Origin of the sequence: Corallococcus sp. AB030 (genome assembly GCF_003668965.1) — a bacterium.
Lineage (GTDB): Bacteria > Myxococcota > Myxococcia > Myxococcales > Myxococcaceae > Corallococcus > Corallococcus exiguus.
In genome coordinates, this window is record NZ_RAWQ01000003.1 from 1 (window position 1) to 14,830 (window position 14,830).

General features: G+C 69.1%; 14 protein-coding genes. 7 read left to right on the forward strand and 7 right to left on the reverse strand.

The features are described 5' to 3' along the window. From D7Y15_RS01150 to tssK, 6 genes are all read right to left on the reverse strand, one after another. Positions 1 to 492 (reverse strand): hypothetical protein (locus tag D7Y15_RS01150; RefSeq protein WP_121751439.1); only part of this gene is annotated, 492 nt, incomplete at its 3' end. Next, positions 489 to 4,190 (reverse strand): type VI secretion IcmF C-terminal domain-containing protein, encoded by a 3,702-nt coding sequence (locus tag D7Y15_RS01155; RefSeq protein ID WP_121751440.1) that lies wholly within the window; start codon positions 4,188 to 4,190, stop codon positions 489 to 491. The genes D7Y15_RS01155 and D7Y15_RS01150, both read right to left, overlap by 4 nt. Before the next feature lie 3 nt (positions 4,191 to 4,193). Beyond that, complete coding sequence (locus D7Y15_RS01160; protein ID WP_233596578.1) at positions 4,194 to 4,511, reverse strand: hypothetical protein; 318 nt, start codon at positions 4,509 to 4,511, stop codon at positions 4,194 to 4,196. Continuing rightward, positions 4,508 to 5,146 (reverse strand): DotU family type IV/VI secretion system protein, encoded by a 639-nt coding sequence (locus D7Y15_RS01165; RefSeq protein WP_121751441.1) that lies wholly within the window; start codon positions 5,144 to 5,146, stop codon positions 4,508 to 4,510. Before D7Y15_RS01165 ends, D7Y15_RS01160 begins: the two co-directional genes overlap by 4 nt. Before the next feature lie 12 nt (positions 5,147 to 5,158). Next, positions 5,159 to 5,737 carry a hypothetical protein gene (locus tag D7Y15_RS01170; protein WP_120574477.1) on the reverse strand — a complete coding sequence of 193 codons (579 nt, stop codon included), beginning with the start codon at positions 5,735 to 5,737 and terminating at the stop codon, positions 5,159 to 5,161. A gap of 27 nt (positions 5,738 to 5,764) precedes the next feature. Continuing rightward, a complete protein-coding gene (gene tssK, locus D7Y15_RS01175; protein ID WP_120574478.1) occupies positions 5,765 to 7,018 on the reverse strand; it encodes a type VI secretion system baseplate subunit TssK in 1,254 nt (417 codons plus the stop codon). A 310-nt stretch (positions 7,019 to 7,328) separates the two neighbouring features. Here tssK and tssB point away from each other — a divergent pair, with 310 nt between their 5' ends. From tssB to D7Y15_RS01190, 3 genes are read left to right on the forward strand one after another with little or no spacing between them, the layout of a single operon-like run. Further along, the gene (gene tssB, locus D7Y15_RS01180; RefSeq protein WP_120574479.1) at positions 7,329 to 7,889 is read left to right on the forward strand and encodes a type VI secretion system contractile sheath small subunit; all 561 of its coding nucleotides are present in this window, start codon (positions 7,329 to 7,331) and stop codon (positions 7,887 to 7,889) included. Positions 7,890 to 7,939: 50 nt separating this feature from the next. After that, the gene (gene tssC / locus D7Y15_RS01185; RefSeq protein ID WP_120574480.1) at positions 7,940 to 9,457 is read left to right on the forward strand and encodes a type VI secretion system contractile sheath large subunit; all 1,518 of its coding nucleotides are present in this window, start codon (positions 7,940 to 7,942) and stop codon (positions 9,455 to 9,457) included. Between the two features lie 32 nt (positions 9,458 to 9,489). Further along, entirely contained in the window at positions 9,490 to 10,137 is a 648-nt protein-coding gene (locus tag D7Y15_RS01190; protein ID WP_120574481.1) for a hypothetical protein, read from the forward strand. A 63-nt stretch (positions 10,138 to 10,200) separates the two neighbouring features. On the opposite strand, the gene D7Y15_RS01195 is transcribed toward D7Y15_RS01190, so the two are convergent. Beyond that, positions 10,201 to 10,800 (reverse strand): hypothetical protein, encoded by a 600-nt coding sequence (locus D7Y15_RS01195; protein ID WP_120574482.1) that lies wholly within the window; start codon positions 10,798 to 10,800, stop codon positions 10,201 to 10,203. 55 nt (positions 10,801 to 10,855) lie between these two features. Between D7Y15_RS01195 and D7Y15_RS01200 the strand changes: the two genes are divergently transcribed. From D7Y15_RS01200 to D7Y15_RS01215, 4 genes are read left to right on the forward strand one after another with little or no spacing between them, the layout of a single operon-like run. Beyond that, positions 10,856 to 11,842 (forward strand): type VI secretion system protein IglI family protein, encoded by a 987-nt coding sequence (locus tag D7Y15_RS01200; protein ID WP_121751442.1) that lies wholly within the window; start codon positions 10,856 to 10,858, stop codon positions 11,840 to 11,842. A gap of 13 nt (positions 11,843 to 11,855) precedes the next feature. Then, complete coding sequence (locus D7Y15_RS01205; RefSeq protein ID WP_120574484.1) at positions 11,856 to 12,800, forward strand: hypothetical protein; 945 nt, start codon at positions 11,856 to 11,858, stop codon at positions 12,798 to 12,800. A 14-nt stretch (positions 12,801 to 12,814) separates the two neighbouring features. After that, a complete protein-coding gene (locus tag D7Y15_RS01210; protein ID WP_120574485.1) occupies positions 12,815 to 13,201 on the forward strand; it encodes a GPW/gp25 family protein in 387 nt (128 codons plus the stop codon). After that, positions 13,198 to 14,829 (forward strand): hypothetical protein, encoded by a 1,632-nt coding sequence (locus D7Y15_RS01215; protein ID WP_120574486.1) that lies wholly within the window; start codon positions 13,198 to 13,200, stop codon positions 14,827 to 14,829. The genes D7Y15_RS01210 and D7Y15_RS01215 overlap by 4 nt, the downstream gene beginning before the upstream one ends. Position 14,830: the final 1 nt, after the last annotated feature.

Consider the following 14,830-nt stretch of genomic DNA (forward strand, 5'->3'; position numbering starts at 1 on the left):
TGGTATAAGAGACGGGGAGGGGGGGGGGGGCTGGGGGGCGGGGGGCGGTTCGGGCGGCTTCGCCGCGTCGTCGCCTTCCTTGGGGGCCGCGGGCTGGGTGCCCGTGCGGATGCGGCCTTCGAGCAGCTCGATTTCCAGCGAGCCGGGCGCGGGCGCGTTCACGAACTGCTGCCAGGTGCCGTCCGGCGCGGTGAAGAGGAACGACACCGCCACCGGCGTGTTGTCCGGCAGAGGCACCTTCATGCGCTGCAACCTGCCCGGGTAGATGACCTCCGACAGCAGCACGTCCGCGTCCGGCTGGAAGATGCGCGCGGACACCTCGCCGTAGGACTCCACGGCGAACTGCTTCGGATCCACCTTGCGCACCAGCATGTACATCGGCCGGCCCTGGTTCGTCCCTGACGGGGCCTTCACGCTCAGGTGCAGCGTGCTCGGCTGACACGCGGCCAGGAAACACAGCGCCAGGGGGATGCAGCCTGCCCACGGTTTCATCGCGGCACCTCGCGGAACGGGATCCAGGGCTCACCCTTGAGCCCGACGCGCAGCTCCATCACCCCGTCCGGGGGCGTGGCTGCTCGCGCTCTCAACGACCACTTGCGGTGCTGCGGGTCTTCCGTGGCCTGGGATGACTCCAGCAGCCGGAAGCAGCTCCACGCCGAACGCGACTTCTCCAGCGACGCGTACTGCACCGACTGCTCCGTGGGCGCACGCAACTCCAGCATCAGCGACGCCGTCTGCTGGTCCCACCACGCCAGCGGGAACTCCTGCCACGACGGACTCTGGTTGTACGCGAGGAACGTCGTCTTGCCGCACTTGAGCGAACCCAGCGTCACGAAGCTGCCCGGTACGGGCGCCTTCGGCAGCGGCAGCGGCATCACCTGCAACATGAGCGGCCGGGGCCTGCCCTCCGCGTCCCACAGCACGCGGGCCAGCCGCGACAGCTTCCCCAAGGAGGGCAACATCCCCTGCGGGAACGCCAGCCGCGACTGGAGCGCGCTTCGCGGTACCCACTCCGAGCCTCGCTCCTCGCACACCGGTGTCAGCACCCGCGTCACGAAGTCCCAGAAGGCTCCGTCGAGCCGGCGCAGCACCTCCAGGTCTTCCTGCGCCACCTCCTGCGACGCGTCCGGCGTGAACGGATAGTGCTTCAGCAGCGGACGCAGGAACCGGCCCGAGGCCTCGTCCCACTGCCGCTCCAGGGTTCGTTCAAGCTCCCGCTGGCCCAGCTCGCGCACCGCGAGGAACGGCTGGCGGAAGGGCTGCCGCAGCTCTCCTATGAGCCCCTGCTGGTCCAGCCACGCGTCCACCTTGCGCAGGTAGGACGTGTCGTCCTCCATCATCATCGCGAAGGCCAGCCTCCCCAGCGGCGTGAGCAGCTCCTGGAGCTTCGCGGCCCCGCCGGCCGGCTGAGCGCTGCCAGTGGCCAGGCCTCCCGTGAGCGACGCTGTCGCCTCCGCGGGCACCATGCCCGGACGGGGCACCGCGTTCAGCTCGTCCGACATCTGGGCCACCAGCGCCCGGTAGGGGTTGAGCGCCGTGTAGTTGCCCGTCTCGTCCGGCTTCATCACCGTGGCGATGGGCTTGAAGGGCGCCACCGCGTTGCGCAGGGATTCGTAGAAGGGCCCCTCCAACGGCTCCAGCGCCACGCTCTGGGCGACGTCGCGCAGCATGTCCACCAGGTCCGAGGACGGCTGCGTGAGACGCGACAGCTCCTCCGCCAGGAGCGCGGGAATCACCGCCTGGAAGCGGTAGCCGCCCACGCGCTGGAACAGGCGGTTGCGGTACTGGACCGCGAACTGGTTCACCTTGCGGCGCACGTGCTCGTGGCGCTGCAACACCTCCTCCACCGGCAGCCCCGAACCCTTGATGCGCGTGGTGAACTCATCCACCAGCGGGCGCAACCGCGTGTCGAACTCCAGCCGGTCCGACGCCAGGCTCGCGCCGCTCCGCGCCGCCACCGCCTCCTCGCCCTCCACCACGCCGAAGGGCATGCGCCCCGTCTTCTCGTGGTAGCGCAAGAGCGCCTGGTGCAGGAGCCGCGAGCTGTCCTTGGGCCGGAACTCGAAGGTGCTCTGGAGCACCGGGACCTGGAGCACCGAGGGGCCGTTGCCCGGCAGCCACAGGCCGTCGCGCACCAGCAGCTCCGCCACGTTCATCTTCTGCACCGCCTTCACGCCCAGGAAGGCCTCTTCCTCCATGCGCAGCACGTTCGTCAGCACTTCGCGGTGGTCGTTGATCCACGCCACCGTCCTGATGGTGGAGGGGATGCCCCGGAAGCGGCTGGTGTCCACCCGCGCCTCGGAGGCGGCCAGGAGCTCCAGCGCGCGCGGCAGGCTGCTGAAGCGCGCGCTGTCATCCAGCAGCGTCTGGAGCCTCCGTCGCTCGTCCTGCATGGACTCCAGCTCCGCGTCCAGCTGCTCCAGCGCGCGCGGCTCCACGGCCCGGTTCGCCAGCAGGTCCTGCAACCGCCGCAGGTGCGCCTGCCACGGCATCAGCTGGGACTCCTGCGTGAGCGGCTCCGGGTAGGGCCAGCGCGCCCAGCTGGCTTCGGGCGTGTCCGGCGCGGACCACGGCGGATTGCTCATGACGACGTAGTCGGCCACCAGGGAGTCGTTCAGCCCCACCGCCGTCACCCACGAGCGCCCTCCCTCCAACGCCGCCGCGTCCGCGGCAGGCTCCGCCGAGCCGTCCTCCGACACGAAGCCCCAGTTCGGACGCGTCTTCAGGCTGGACAGCACCAGTTGGCCCAGCGGCTCCTCGCGCGAACCGTGCAACGCGGCCAGCAGGTAGACGACCTGCTCCGGACGGCACGTGTCCGGCTGGCGGTGGCACTTCTCCAGGGCGGGCCGGATGTGGGCCTCGCGGATGCCCCGCGCCAGGCGCTGGCGCAGGTCCTCGCGCGCGTCGGTGAAGCTGTAGCGCAACAGGGGCCACGTGTTCATGGCCCGCCACAACGAGTCCAGGGAGTGGCCCGCGGCGACCACCGGTTCCTGCACCGCGGCCCCGGACACCTCCTGCCCCTGGTCGCGGATGCGCTGGACCATCTCCTCGAAGCGCTGCACGCGTGTGCGCGCCTGGCCCAGCCTCCACGCGAAGTGCCCGTACACGGCCAGGAGCGGCAGCGCGCACGCCAGCCCCAGCAGCACCGCCCGGCGCAGGTGGATGTGCAGGTAGCGCTCGTGGACCGCTTTCGCCGTGCTGGCCTCGGCGGACACCGAGAGGACGTCAGGGTCCCTCGTGTCCTTGTCCGCGGACGACAGCGACACCGTGGCGAGCCGGGGCGCGTACGCCAGCGTCTGGCCCTCCATCAGCGCCGTCACGAAGCGCGACAGCGCCTCGAAAGGGGCGTGGCCCTCCGAATAGAAGTGCTCCAGCCGTTCGAAGGACTCCACCGGAAGCGACGTGAGACCCAGCGCGAGGTAGTGCTCCTGCGCCTTGAGCAGCGAGCCCACCTGTCCCTCCTGGCCCGACGGGGGCAGGGGGAAGCGCAGCGGCACGTGGTAGGCGCGCAAGAGCTTCGCGAAGTCCGCGTAGCCCTCCCGCTCATCCAGGTGGGTGAGGCACAGGCGCGTCTCCAGCTCGCCCCCGCGCACCTCCGACAACAGGTTGAGCTTGCCTCGCAGCAGCTGCGCCGCGCGGCGCACCTCGTCCGGGGGCGTGTCCTGCAGCCAGCGCGCGTCCAGCACCAGCACCGCCAGCGCCTGCTGGCCGCTGCCGAAGCTGTCCTTCCACAGCCGGCGCAGCGCCTCTCGCGCCTGGGGCGACTCGTCCTCCACGAGCTGCGCGGACAGCTCCTGGGCCACCACGTCCGCGCCCAGGTAGACCTGGAGCAGCGAGTCCGTGAGGAGGCTGGGCAGGAACTGCCGCGCCTGCCGCTTCCAGTCCAGGTCCAGCTCGATGAGCCGCGACTTGCCCGCGCCCGCCGGCCCCAGCACCACCACACCTGGCAGGTCCCGTACCGCCACGCGGTGGCGCAGGGGCAGCCCGGCCAGGAACTTCTCGCGCACCTTGCGCAGCCGGTTCTTCGCCAGGGGCTCCGGCGCGGCGGCCCCTCCGGCCGGCGCGCTCTTTCGCTTCGCACGCCACACGAGGAACAGCGGAATGCCAATGGCCAGCAGCGCCATGAGGAGAAGCGCGTAGGGCTTCCACTTCGGTGGGATGAACGCGATCAGTTTCTTGATGACATCCATGGCTCAGCGCTCTCCCCAGCCCAGGACGTTCCCAGCCCGGCCCGAGCGATGCAGGGCCTCCAGGACGTCCTCCAGTGTGTCCACCGTGCCCGCGAACGACGCGCGGGCCTTCTCCTGCTCCTCCGGCGACAACCGCGCGTCACCCGGCCCCGGCATCAGGCGGGCCAGCGTCTGGCCCAGCTCGTCCAGCATCGGCTCCAGGCCATGACGCCCCACCCCCAGGCGCGCGGCGACGGTCTTGCGCACCTCCTGGAGCAGGGCGGGCGCCGCGTCGATGGGCGCCGCGGCCGGAGCCTGGGGTGCGGCGGCTTGTGGCTTCACCGGGTCACCCACCAGAGCAGGACCTGCAGCCCCAGCACGCTCGCGGCGCTGGCCGCGTAGTAGCGGGCGGGAAAGGCGTAGAGCAGCGGCCCGGAGGACTCACCAGCCCCGGCGAAGGCGGGCGGTGGCGGGGGCGTGACGATGCGCGCGGACAGCCGCTCCTGGTACTCGCGCAGCTTCGCGGTGTGTCCCAGGTAGCGGCCTCCGAAGCCCGCCGTGATGCAGAAGTGGAGCATCTCGAAGAGCAGCGCGGGCGAACCCGGCTGATCCAGCCGTTGATCCGCCAGCGTGTAGAAGGCCTCGCCGCCGCCGTCCTCGCCGAAGAGGCGGTACTGCAACAGCGGCCACAGCGGCTGCTCCGAGTCCGCGAGCCTCAGGAGGACGCGCTCGTCCACCAGGTACGTGAAGGGCTTGAGCGCGTCCTGCACCTCCTCGTCGCGGGCGTGGGCGCCCAGGCCCGCGCGCAGCCGCTCAATCACCTCCAGGAGCTCGTCGTGGAGCCTGCGCAGGCCCTCGCGGCCCAAGAGCCCCACGGCCGCGGCCGAACCGGGCGCGGACTGCGGCAGCCACCCGTCCAGCACGGACTGGGCCTGCCGGTACTGCGTGAAGACGACCTGCCAGTGCTCGAGCTTCATCCGCGCCCCCCGTCAACCCACGTTCACCATGCCGCCCTTGAGTTCCGCCACGCCGTCCGCCTTGAGCCCCAGCTTCGCCTTGGCGGTCACCGTCACCTGCGCTCCCTCCATGGCGACGTCCTTCTGGCCCTCCGCCTTGATGGACGGGGCCTTCAGGGCCACCGCGCCGGTCTTGGCCTCCACCTGGACGTCGTCACCCTCCACGCTGAACTTCTTCGCAGCCTTCAGCGTCACGGCCTCGTCCGAGGAGAGGGTCGCGTCCTTCGCAGCCTTCTGCGTCAGCGCGTCCTTCGTGGTGACCGTGAAGGCCTTGGCGCTCTCCAGCGCGAACGTGTCGTCGCTCTTCCACGACGACGCCTTCGTGGACGTCACCTCGATGGTCTCCGCCTTCAGCACGAAGGACTTGACGGTCACCGTGACGCTGTCCTGCTTCTGCACGATGGTGCTGGTGGCGCTGTCACCCTTCACCTCCAGGGTGATGGCCTCGCCGTCCATCTTCACTGTCTGGAGGATCTTCCCGTCCTTGTCCTCCGTGGTGAGGGTGAGGCCCTTCTCCTTGTCCATGTCGATGATGCAGATGAGCTTGGGCATGCGCGCCGTTCCCCCGTCGGTCCTCCGTCAGGCCCTGCGCCAGTAGAGGAGCACCTGCGCCCCTTCGAGCGCGGGCGTGGCGAAGAAGGTGAGCCCGTCCTCGCGCGTCGCGGACTGCCATTCCTCGCTCTGGGGCGTCAGCTGATACCAGTCGATGTCCGCGTCGAAGGCGTGGGGGAACGACGGGAAGGCCACGTGCCGGTACGGCACGCCCTTCAAGGCCTGGCGACGCACCGCCGGCAGCCGCAGGGGACTGGCCAGCTTCACGCCCTCCATGGAGCGGGGCCGGTCGCGCTCCTGCCGGCGCACCAGCAGGTAGAAGTCATCCGGCGCCGGCGTCTCCCTGGGCAGCGGGGTCAGCTTGAAGTGGCCGTCCTGGAAGTCGAAGACCCGGTAGGACAGGGGGCTGGCCTGAGGGCGGAACCCGCGCGTGAGCAGCTCCATCCACCGCGCGAGCCCCGGGCCCGGCGCTTCGTGCTCGTACGCGGGCAGCTCGTCGTCCGGCTCCGCCTCCAGGTAGCAGCACGTCTCGAAGTACAGCCGCCGCAGCGCCTGCACCAGCGGGTAGGGCGGCGGTTGCAGGCCGTGACGCATGTCCTGGCGCAGCACCTGGAGGCTTCGCACCTCGCACAGCGCCCGCCGCGCGCTGGCCAGCCGGTCGCCTCGCACCAGGCCCTCGCGCAGCGATGTGCGCAGCTGCCCCTGCGCCTGCTGGAGCAGGCCGTCCAGCTGCTCGAACAGGGGCTCCAGGAACGGGTGGGGGCCCACGCTCAAGAGCGGCGGCAGGTGCGTGGCGGACAGCTGCCAGGGCCCGTCCGCGTTCCGGGTGAAGACGGCCAGCGACAGGCTGCTCACCGTGTCGTCCACCACTGGCTCCAGCGACAGGCACAGCCGCCGTCCCGCGCGCACCACGCTGGGGGCTTCTCCGCCCGCGGGCGCCATGTCCTCGCGGGGCTCCAGCACCCCCAGCAGGTGCAGATACACCGTCACCCGCATGCGGCCCGTCTCCTCGAGCGACAGCGGTGTTACATCCGCGTTACCCGGCACCTCCACCAGGTGGCCTCCCGGTAACACCGCGGTCAACTCCTCCAGCGCCACCGAGCCCTTGGCGAGCAACACATTGTTGAAACGCAGCGCGCTCACGCCCACTACCGGAAGGCCCGCGAACCCCGCGTAGCGCCGGGCCTCCGTGGAGAGGGATTCCTCCTGCGCCCGGAAGTGTTCGGGCAGCAGGGTCTGCCCCTCCTGCCACAGGACTCTCGCGAGGGTGTCTGGGTTCATGTCCAGGAGCGGCGGGAGCGGGTTTCCTGTCACGGGGACCGCCCGGGGCAAAAACTTGCTTGGGCTGGGTGACAGTGTTTCAAAAAAACTACCGGCCTGATGCCGGTGGCGTCAAGTCAGCCTGGATGATCCACCGTGCCTGGTTTCTCGCACTGAGGGGCAGGGGATGCCCTGGGTTGAGTCCAATTTGTCTCACCGGGTGCGGATGCGCCCAATGTGTCGGGTTATACGTTGGAGGCGTATTGATTTTTTGTATTCGTATGGTTTATCAATTCCTTCACAAACGGCGGTTCAGTTCTTGGGGGTACTCATGGCCATCACCGACGAAATTCCCAGATCACGCATCACGCTGACCTACCGCACCCAGGTGAACGGAACCCGGGCGGACAAGGCGCTTCCGTTCCGGCTGCTGGTGATGGGGGACTTCTCCAAGGGCACCTCCATTGACCGCAAGAAGGACCTGGATCAGCGGGAGATCCGCAACCTGGATGGCAAGAACCTGAACCAGGTCATCCAGAACATGGGCATGACGCTGAACTTCAGCGTGCCCAACCGCGTGGACAAGAAGGACCCGGTGGATGGGTCGGCGCCGGCGCCGCTGCAGGTGAGCCTCAAGCTGGACTCGATGAAGTCCTTCAGCCCGGTGGACGTGGCGCGTCAGGTTCCGAAGATCAACGCGCTGCTCACGCTGCGCAAGCTGCTGCTGGAGCTGCAGGGCAACCTGGACAACCGCAAGGAGTTCCGCCAGCTGGTGCGCCAGCTCGCGCAGAACCCGGAGGCCGTCCAGAAGCTGAAGACGGAGCTGGCCGCGTTCAAGTCGATGAGCCTGCCGAAGCTGGCCGCGACGAACCCGCAGCCGCCGACGACGTGATGCCGGGCGCAAGCCCCTCCCCACGACCTTCCTGAACGAGAGCTCCTGCCATGCCTACCGCTCCTGCGTCTTCCACCACCGCGACGACCGCCGTGGCCGATGTTCCCCTGGACCTTCCGCTGTTCCTCAACAGCGTGCGCCTGGGCTCCGTGCCCACCGCGCGCGACGCCTCCACCCAGACCGACCTGCTGGTCATCCCCGACGACGCCACCCCCGAGGAGCGCTTCGTCTCCAGCCTTGCGGCCATGGTCCACAACATGGACACGGACGAGGGCCGCTTCGACAAGCAGACGGTGCAGGAGCTGGTCGGCACCATCGACGCGCTGGTGTCGGATCAGCTCAATGCCGTGTTGCACGCGCCGGAGTTCCAGGAGGTGGAGGCGCAGTGGACCGCGCTCAACGACCTGGTGCGTAACACCAACTTCAAGGCCAACGTCGAGCTGAGCCTGCTGGATGTCTCCAAGGAGGAGGCCTACAGCGACCTGGAGACGAACGCGGCGGACGTCGCCGGTTCGGAGTTCTTCAAGAAGCTGTACGTCGCTGAGTACGATCAGTACGGCGGCGCCCCCTACGGCGCGCTGGTGGGCATGTACGAGTTCGCCAACACGCCGCAGGACATGCTGTGGCTCAAGACGATGGGGAAGATCGCCGCGGCCAGCCACGCGCCGTTCGTGGCGTCCGTGTCCCCGCGCTTCTTCGGCTGCGACACCATGAAGGAGGTGTCCCAGCTGCGTGACGTGGCCAGCCTGCTGGACTCGCCCAAGTACTCCGCCTGGAACGCGCTGCGTGACACGGACGAGGCCGCCTACGTGGGCCTCACGCTGCCGCGCTACATCGTCCGGCCGCCCTACAACCCGGAGACCTACCCGGCCCCCGGCATGAACTTCACGGAGGCGGTGAAGGGCGACAAGGAAGAGGAGTACCTCTGGGGCAACGCGGCCATGCTGTTCGCGCGCAACCTGGTGCGCTCGTTCGCGGGTTCCGGCTGGTGCCAGCACATCCGCGGCCCCAAGGGCGGCGGCCTGGTGGCGGGCCTGCCCGTGCACCTGACGCACCTGCGCGGCGAGGAGGAGATGAAGCTGCCCGTGGAGATGTCCATCCCGGACTTCCGCGAGCTGGAGCTGGCCAACGGCGGCTTCATCCCGCTCATCCACAAGAAGGGGAGCGCGGAGGCCGTCTTCTTCAGCGTCCAGTCCCTCAAGAAGGCCAAGGTCTTCGAGGACACGAAGGACTCGGAGAACTCGCAGCTGGTGACGAACCTGGCCTACACGTACTCCATCAGCCGCATCGCGCACTACGTGAAGGCCATCATGCGCGAGAACATCGGCAGCACGGCCAACGCGGCGTACATGCAGCAGCAGCTGGACCGGTGGATCTCCCGGTACGTCACCACGCTGGTGAACCCGGATGACCTGACGCTGCGCTACTACCCCTTCAAGGCCTACAACCTCACCGTGGCGGAAGTGCCCGGCAAGGTGGGCTGGTACCACTGCAACCTCTCCGTCCTCCCGCACATCCAGTTCGAAGGCATGAACGTGGACCTCCGCGTGGATGCGCGGCTCGGCTGACAAACCCCGCAGCAAAATGGAGGACCGAAACCATGGGTGATGGACCGCTTGGCATTTCGTGTGACTGGCAGCAGACCATCCAGCAGCGCCCCCAGAAGAACATCCCGGTGGGCTACCTGCTGGACATCAAGGGGATGGGCAAGGACGACGGCTCGTTCCCCAAGAGCAGCAGCCTCTTCTACACCCCGTTCGTCGGCGATCCCGCCTACGCCGGTGTGGCGTTGGAGGACGTAGGCGCGAAGAAGGCCGTGCGCGCGGTGGGCCTCATCACCCAGCTCCAGTGGGAGGGCGGCAAGCTCGACCCCATTGACTTCACGGTGCTGATCTCGCCGGAGAACAAGGCGGACTTCACCGGCATCACCAACACGGAGATCCGTCAGCTCAAGTTCTGGATCTGCGAGTGGGACAGCGCCCAGGGCAAGTGGTTCGAGAAGTGCTATCCGCTCGGTGACGAGGCCGGTGGCCCCGCCAACGAGATGTCCGCCCGGCTGAACCAGAAGGGCAGCGAGGTGATGATGCACGTGGGTGATCCGGAGAACGTGGGCGTCACGGACGTCAAGTTCTGCCAGATGACCTTCCAGCTCATCCCGGACAAGGCGCACCTGTGCAACATCCACTACGGGCACAACTCGCTGGACAAGGACGTGTACGCCTGGGGCTACGTCGAAGGCAAACAGTAGTCAGCGGTTGAAGCAGGACGGGGAGGGCGGGAAAAGCGCCTTCCCCGTTTCCGCGTTGGGGGGCTACTTGTCAGAGCCCCACTTGGTGACGCGGCGCTCCTGGGAGTTGGTGGCGAACTCCAGGGTGGTGCTCTTCTTGGGCGCGGGCACCACCCGGAACTGGAAGCGGTGGAAGCGGATGTCCAGGTCCTCGGCCAGCGTGGCGGGCTGATTGTCCAGGAAGACCTTGGGGCGGCCCTTCTCCGTGTCCATCAGCGCCTCGGCGGAAGCAGGGCTCTTCAGCTTGGCGGCTTCGAACCAGGTATCACCCGCTTCATCGAAGTCGATGATGGCCCACGCCAGCTTCAGCCGCAGGTTGTCCAAGGGCTTGGCGAAGTGGTTGAGCACGTTCGCGGCCGTGACGCGGCCCACGTACACGGTGAAGTCCATGGGGCCGGAAGCACCATTCATGGCCAGCCGTTCAATGAGACCAATGCATTGCGCCTTGGGCCCGAAGTCACCCACCGTGGGGGAGAACAGGGTGAGGTCCTTCGCCAGGTTCAGCCCCCCGCAGCCGTTCCATTCCAGCAGATATCCCAGCGCTCCACGGAAGCCGGGCCGGTATTGAAACCCGGTCTGCCAATTGCATTCGAGTTCGAGTACGTCGGGCTTGGCGATGGGCATGGGGTGTCTGTCCTTGTGAATGAAAGACATGTAACATGAAGTGGAAAGACAGACCATGAGAGACCTGAGCCTGTGCCTGCGCCCCGTGGAGGGCGGATCGCTGGAGCGCCTGGAGTCGCATGATCCGCGCTTCCTCACGGTGGCGGACCTGGTGCAGCGGGAGGCCTACGTCGAGGCCGCGGACGCCATCGAGGCCCTGGACGGTGAAGGGGTCTACGAGGTCCGGCTGTCGGCCTACTACCTCTTCGCGACGCTGCGCGAGGACGGGCTCTCGCGCCTGCCGGAGGTGCTGGAGGTGCTGGTCGCGCTCTCGCGCGCGGCGGCGGAGGAGGCCGCGCAGGGCGAGGGGAAGGACAAGTCCAAGCCCGCGGTGCTGCTCAACAAGGCGCTGACGTGGCTGTTCCAGATCCTGGTGAGCGCGCTGAAGTATCACCACGGCAAGCGGGACGCCGGCTGGGAGGCGTGGACCAAGGGCTTCACGGACGGCAAGCGCAAGGACGCCCTGCGCGGCATCCAGACCCTGCAGGGCGTGCTGGAAGGCCCCGCGTTCCGCAACGGGGCCCAGGGCCTGGCGGGGCTGGGACAGTGGCTGCGGGAGACGACGCAGGAGCGCGCGGCCGCTCCCGCTCCGGCCCCGGAGCCCGCGAAGCCGGCCGCCCCCGCGAAGGGGCGCGGCGCGAAATCCTCCGCGGCTGCGGCGGCCACGCCGCCATCGCCGTTCCCCCGCACGACGGGGCCGCTGCAGCTGCGGGGATCCGTGCACCTGCTGGAGCTGTGCGACAAGCTCAAGGCCTTCGAGGTGCTGGTGGAACGCGGCGACTTCCAGAAGGCCGCGATGGTGAGCGACGACGTGCTCCGGACGCTGGAGGAGTTCGACCCGCGGCGCTACCTGCCGGAGCTGTTCTCGTCGTTCGGCGCGCTGCTCAACCGCCACGTGGGGGACATCCAGGAGCACTGGGAGCGCAAGGACACGATGGAGTGGCGCACGCTGTCGCAGTTCTACCAGGTGGACCTGGGCGCCTTCGTGGGGCCGGGCGAGTGAGGCGGCTCCGCTCATGATCGGCGCCTCGCCGCTGCTGTCCCCGCTGGAGCGGCGCATCCGCGCCCGCGCGAAGGACTTCGACCTGGGACCGCTGCTGCGGCTCTTGGAGACGCAGGGCTATGGCCGGGACCGGGTGCTCTTTGAAAGCAACCCGGAGCCGGTGGCGTCCGCGTCGCTGGTGGAGGCGGTGACGTTCCACCTTGCCCCGGTGCGCCGGGTGGTGGTGACGCTCAACCTGGGCCTCCTGGCCACGCCGGGCCTGTTGCCCAGCTACTTCCTCCAGGTGGCCGAACAGCTGCCGGAGCCGGAGCCGTTCCTCGACTTCATCCGCTTCTTCGACCACCGGCTGCTGCTGGCGCTGGTGGACGCGCTGCACCCCGAACGGGACGCGAGCCTGGTGGGGGACTGGGAGCGCACGAAGGGCTTCTACCTGCGCATGGTGGGCGTGGATTCGCAGGCCACGCTCCAGTGGCTGTTCCAGCAGGTGTTCCCGGAGCTGCGCGTGACGTGTGTCCGCCGCTCCTTCCGCACGCGCTTCTCCGGCATGCGGCCCGCCTTCGGGCCCACGCCGCTGGATGGCACGGGCATCCTGGGCCAGACGTACGCGACGGACATCGGGGGCTTCCAGGTGGAGGTGTTCGCGGACGAGGAAGCGGACATGCGCGGGCGGGACTGGCCCGCGCGGGTGCGCCACCGCTTCCACCGGCACATCCTGCCGCTGCTCGTGCCCGCGCGGATGCAGCTGGAGGTGGTGCTGACGGTGCTCGCGCACGGGCGGACCGTGCGCCTGGGGCCTCGGGGGCAGCTGGGCTACGAACGGCTGCCGGGCGCGGAGGGCAAGCCGCTGCGGCAGCTCATCTTCCTGGGCGACACGTCCGTGCCGGTGGCCGCGCCTCCGCGTGTCGAAGGCGACCGGCAGGGCATGGCCATGGGCACGCCGAAAGCAGCTGGACGTTAGGAGGGGAGGGGACCGTGGGCTTTCTGCACCGGAAGTTCCTGGGGGTGGTGGAGACGCCTCGTGAAGCCGTGCTCCGCAACCTGGGCCACCTGCTCCAGGCCAAGCGCGGCGCGGCGTCCGTGCTGCCCGGCTTCGGGCTGACGGAGACGGGGTTCCGCTCGGACGCGGAGCGCCTCGCGGGCCTGGGCCTGGAGATCCGCGAGACGCTGTCGCGCTACGAGCAGCGCGTGGAGGTGGTGTCCATCGACGAGGCGCCCGCCACGGCAGGCGGCGCGCCCGGCCTGGTGGTGCGCCTGCTCCTGCGTGACTCCCACGAGCCCATGGACCTGCTCCTGGACCCGGGCTCGCGCCGCCTGCGCGAACGGCCTCCGGAAGAGGCAGCTGGGGAGGACGACCCATGAAGTTCACCGAACAGCTGAAGCTGACGCTGGACCTCAAGGCCGGCGACGAGTCCTTCACGCTGCCCGCGGGCAGCATCAAGCGCTTGTCGGTGAAGGCGCGCTCCTACGGCTTCGAGGCCCAGGTGGAGTGGTGGGTGATGTGCAAGGAGAGCGGGGACGAGGACACGCTCTTCACCCCCTTCACCGACACCAAGCCCCTGACGGCGACGCTGACCGTGGATCGCCGCTACGGCGCGCAGGCGGAGGGGCGCGAGGGCGCGGAGGCCCTGCCGCTGAAGTTCATCGGGCGGGTGGAGGAGCGCCACGTCCGCGAGCGCTCGCTGGCGAACGTGAAGGACGCGCCGGTGATGCAGCGGCGCTACCGCATCCGCCTGGTGGACCCCGCGGCGATGCTGTGGCGCCGCCACTTCCCCAGCGGCGTGTGGGTGGACGAGACGCTGCAAGCGGTCATCCAGGCGAACACGCCCGGAGGCCTGGACGTGGCCTACGAGTGGGAGGCGGCGGGGACGAAGCACGGCCTCCACGCGCTGGGGCTGGGCGCGGACGACGACTCCGGCGCCAGCTTCCTGGACTTCCTGCACTGGGTGCAGGCGCGCATGCACGCGGGCATGTTCCTGAACTACGCGGAAGGGAAGTACACGCTCGCGGCCGCGAAGCCCGAAGGCGGCGAGGCGCTGGTGCTCACCCGCGACGAGGTGGCGGAGGTGGACCTGCGCTACCCGGAGCCGCGGCGGGACGCGCTGTCGGTGCTCAACAGCTACGTGGACGCCGGCACGAAGCGCAAGGCGGTGGAGAACGCGGACGCCATCGCGGGTGTCCTCACCGAATGCCTGGTCACCTCCACGCTGGAGGGCACGCTCACGGACCGGGTGACGCTGGAGACGAACCGCCAGCAGATGGAGGGCCCGGAGGTGCGGCTGTCCTTCGCGGGCTATCCCCGCGCGTCGCTGGTGCTCAACGGGCTCTACACGCTGGGGGACTTCAGCACGCAGGCCGCGACGCACGGCAAGCAGTACCGGCTGCACACGCTGGAGCTGGAGGCGCGCGCCGTGGAGGCCGACGCCGCGCACGACCCGGACAGCGACGCCAACGACTACGAGCTGAAGTTGAAGGCCACGCTGGAGGAGGCGGCGGACCCCACCTTCCGGCGCCCTCGCTTCCGGCCGCCGCGCTGGCCCTTCCTCGCGGAGGGGCGGGTGGTGAGCGAAGAGGGCGGGGATCCGGACCGCACGTATCAGATCCGCCAGGACGACGAGACGTCGGTGGAGTCGTACCGGGTGAAGTTGCCCTTGTGGGACAAGGAGGTGCTCGTCCCCTATGAGCCGCACCAGCAGCCCGGGCACTTCTACTTCCCCATGGACAAGGGGACGCGGGTGCTGGTGTCGCTGGGCTACCAGCACGCGCGCATGGACCGCTTCCTGGAGTGGCGCCCCGGCGCGCGGCTCCCCAAGGAGTCGCAGGGCAACCACCTGCTCCTGGGCAAGACGGACAAGAGCGAGACGTCCATCCAGCACCTGTACCAGGACTCGAAGCCCATGCTGCGCATCCAGCGCACCCTGGAGAAGGACACCCAGCTCATCGAGGTGACCGAGGGCCGGATGTTCCTGCGCGTGCAGGAGGGGGATTAGG

Coding starts and splice junctions, on each gene's coding strand:
- D7Y15_RS01155 (WP_121751440.1), bottom strand. CDS start 4,190: ATGGATGTCATCAAGAAACTGATCGCGTTCATCCCACCGAAGTGGAAG.
- D7Y15_RS01165 (WP_121751441.1), bottom strand. CDS start 5,146: ATGAAGCTCGAGCACTGGCAGGTCGTCTTCACGCAGTACCGGCAGGCC.
- D7Y15_RS01170 (WP_120574477.1), bottom strand. CDS start 5,737: ATGCCCAAGCTCATCTGCATCATCGACATGGACAAGGAGAAGGGCCTC.
- tssK (WP_120574478.1), bottom strand. CDS start 7,018: ATGAACCCAGACACCCTCGCGAGAGTCCTGTGGCAGGAGGGGCAGACC.
- tssB (WP_120574479.1), top strand. CDS start 7,329: ATGGCCATCACCGACGAAATTCCCAGATCACGCATCACGCTGACCTAC.
- tssC (WP_120574480.1), top strand. CDS start 7,940: ATGCCTACCGCTCCTGCGTCTTCCACCACCGCGACGACCGCCGTGGCC.
- D7Y15_RS01190 (WP_120574481.1), top strand. CDS start 9,490: ATGGGTGATGGACCGCTTGGCATTTCGTGTGACTGGCAGCAGACCATC.
- D7Y15_RS01195 (WP_120574482.1), bottom strand. CDS start 10,800: ATGCCCATCGCCAAGCCCGACGTACTCGAACTCGAATGCAATTGGCAG.
- D7Y15_RS01200 (WP_121751442.1), top strand. CDS start 10,856: ATGAGAGACCTGAGCCTGTGCCTGCGCCCCGTGGAGGGCGGATCGCTG.
- D7Y15_RS01205 (WP_120574484.1), top strand. CDS start 11,856: ATGATCGGCGCCTCGCCGCTGCTGTCCCCGCTGGAGCGGCGCATCCGC.
- D7Y15_RS01215 (WP_120574486.1), top strand. CDS start 13,198: ATGAAGTTCACCGAACAGCTGAAGCTGACGCTGGACCTCAAGGCCGGC.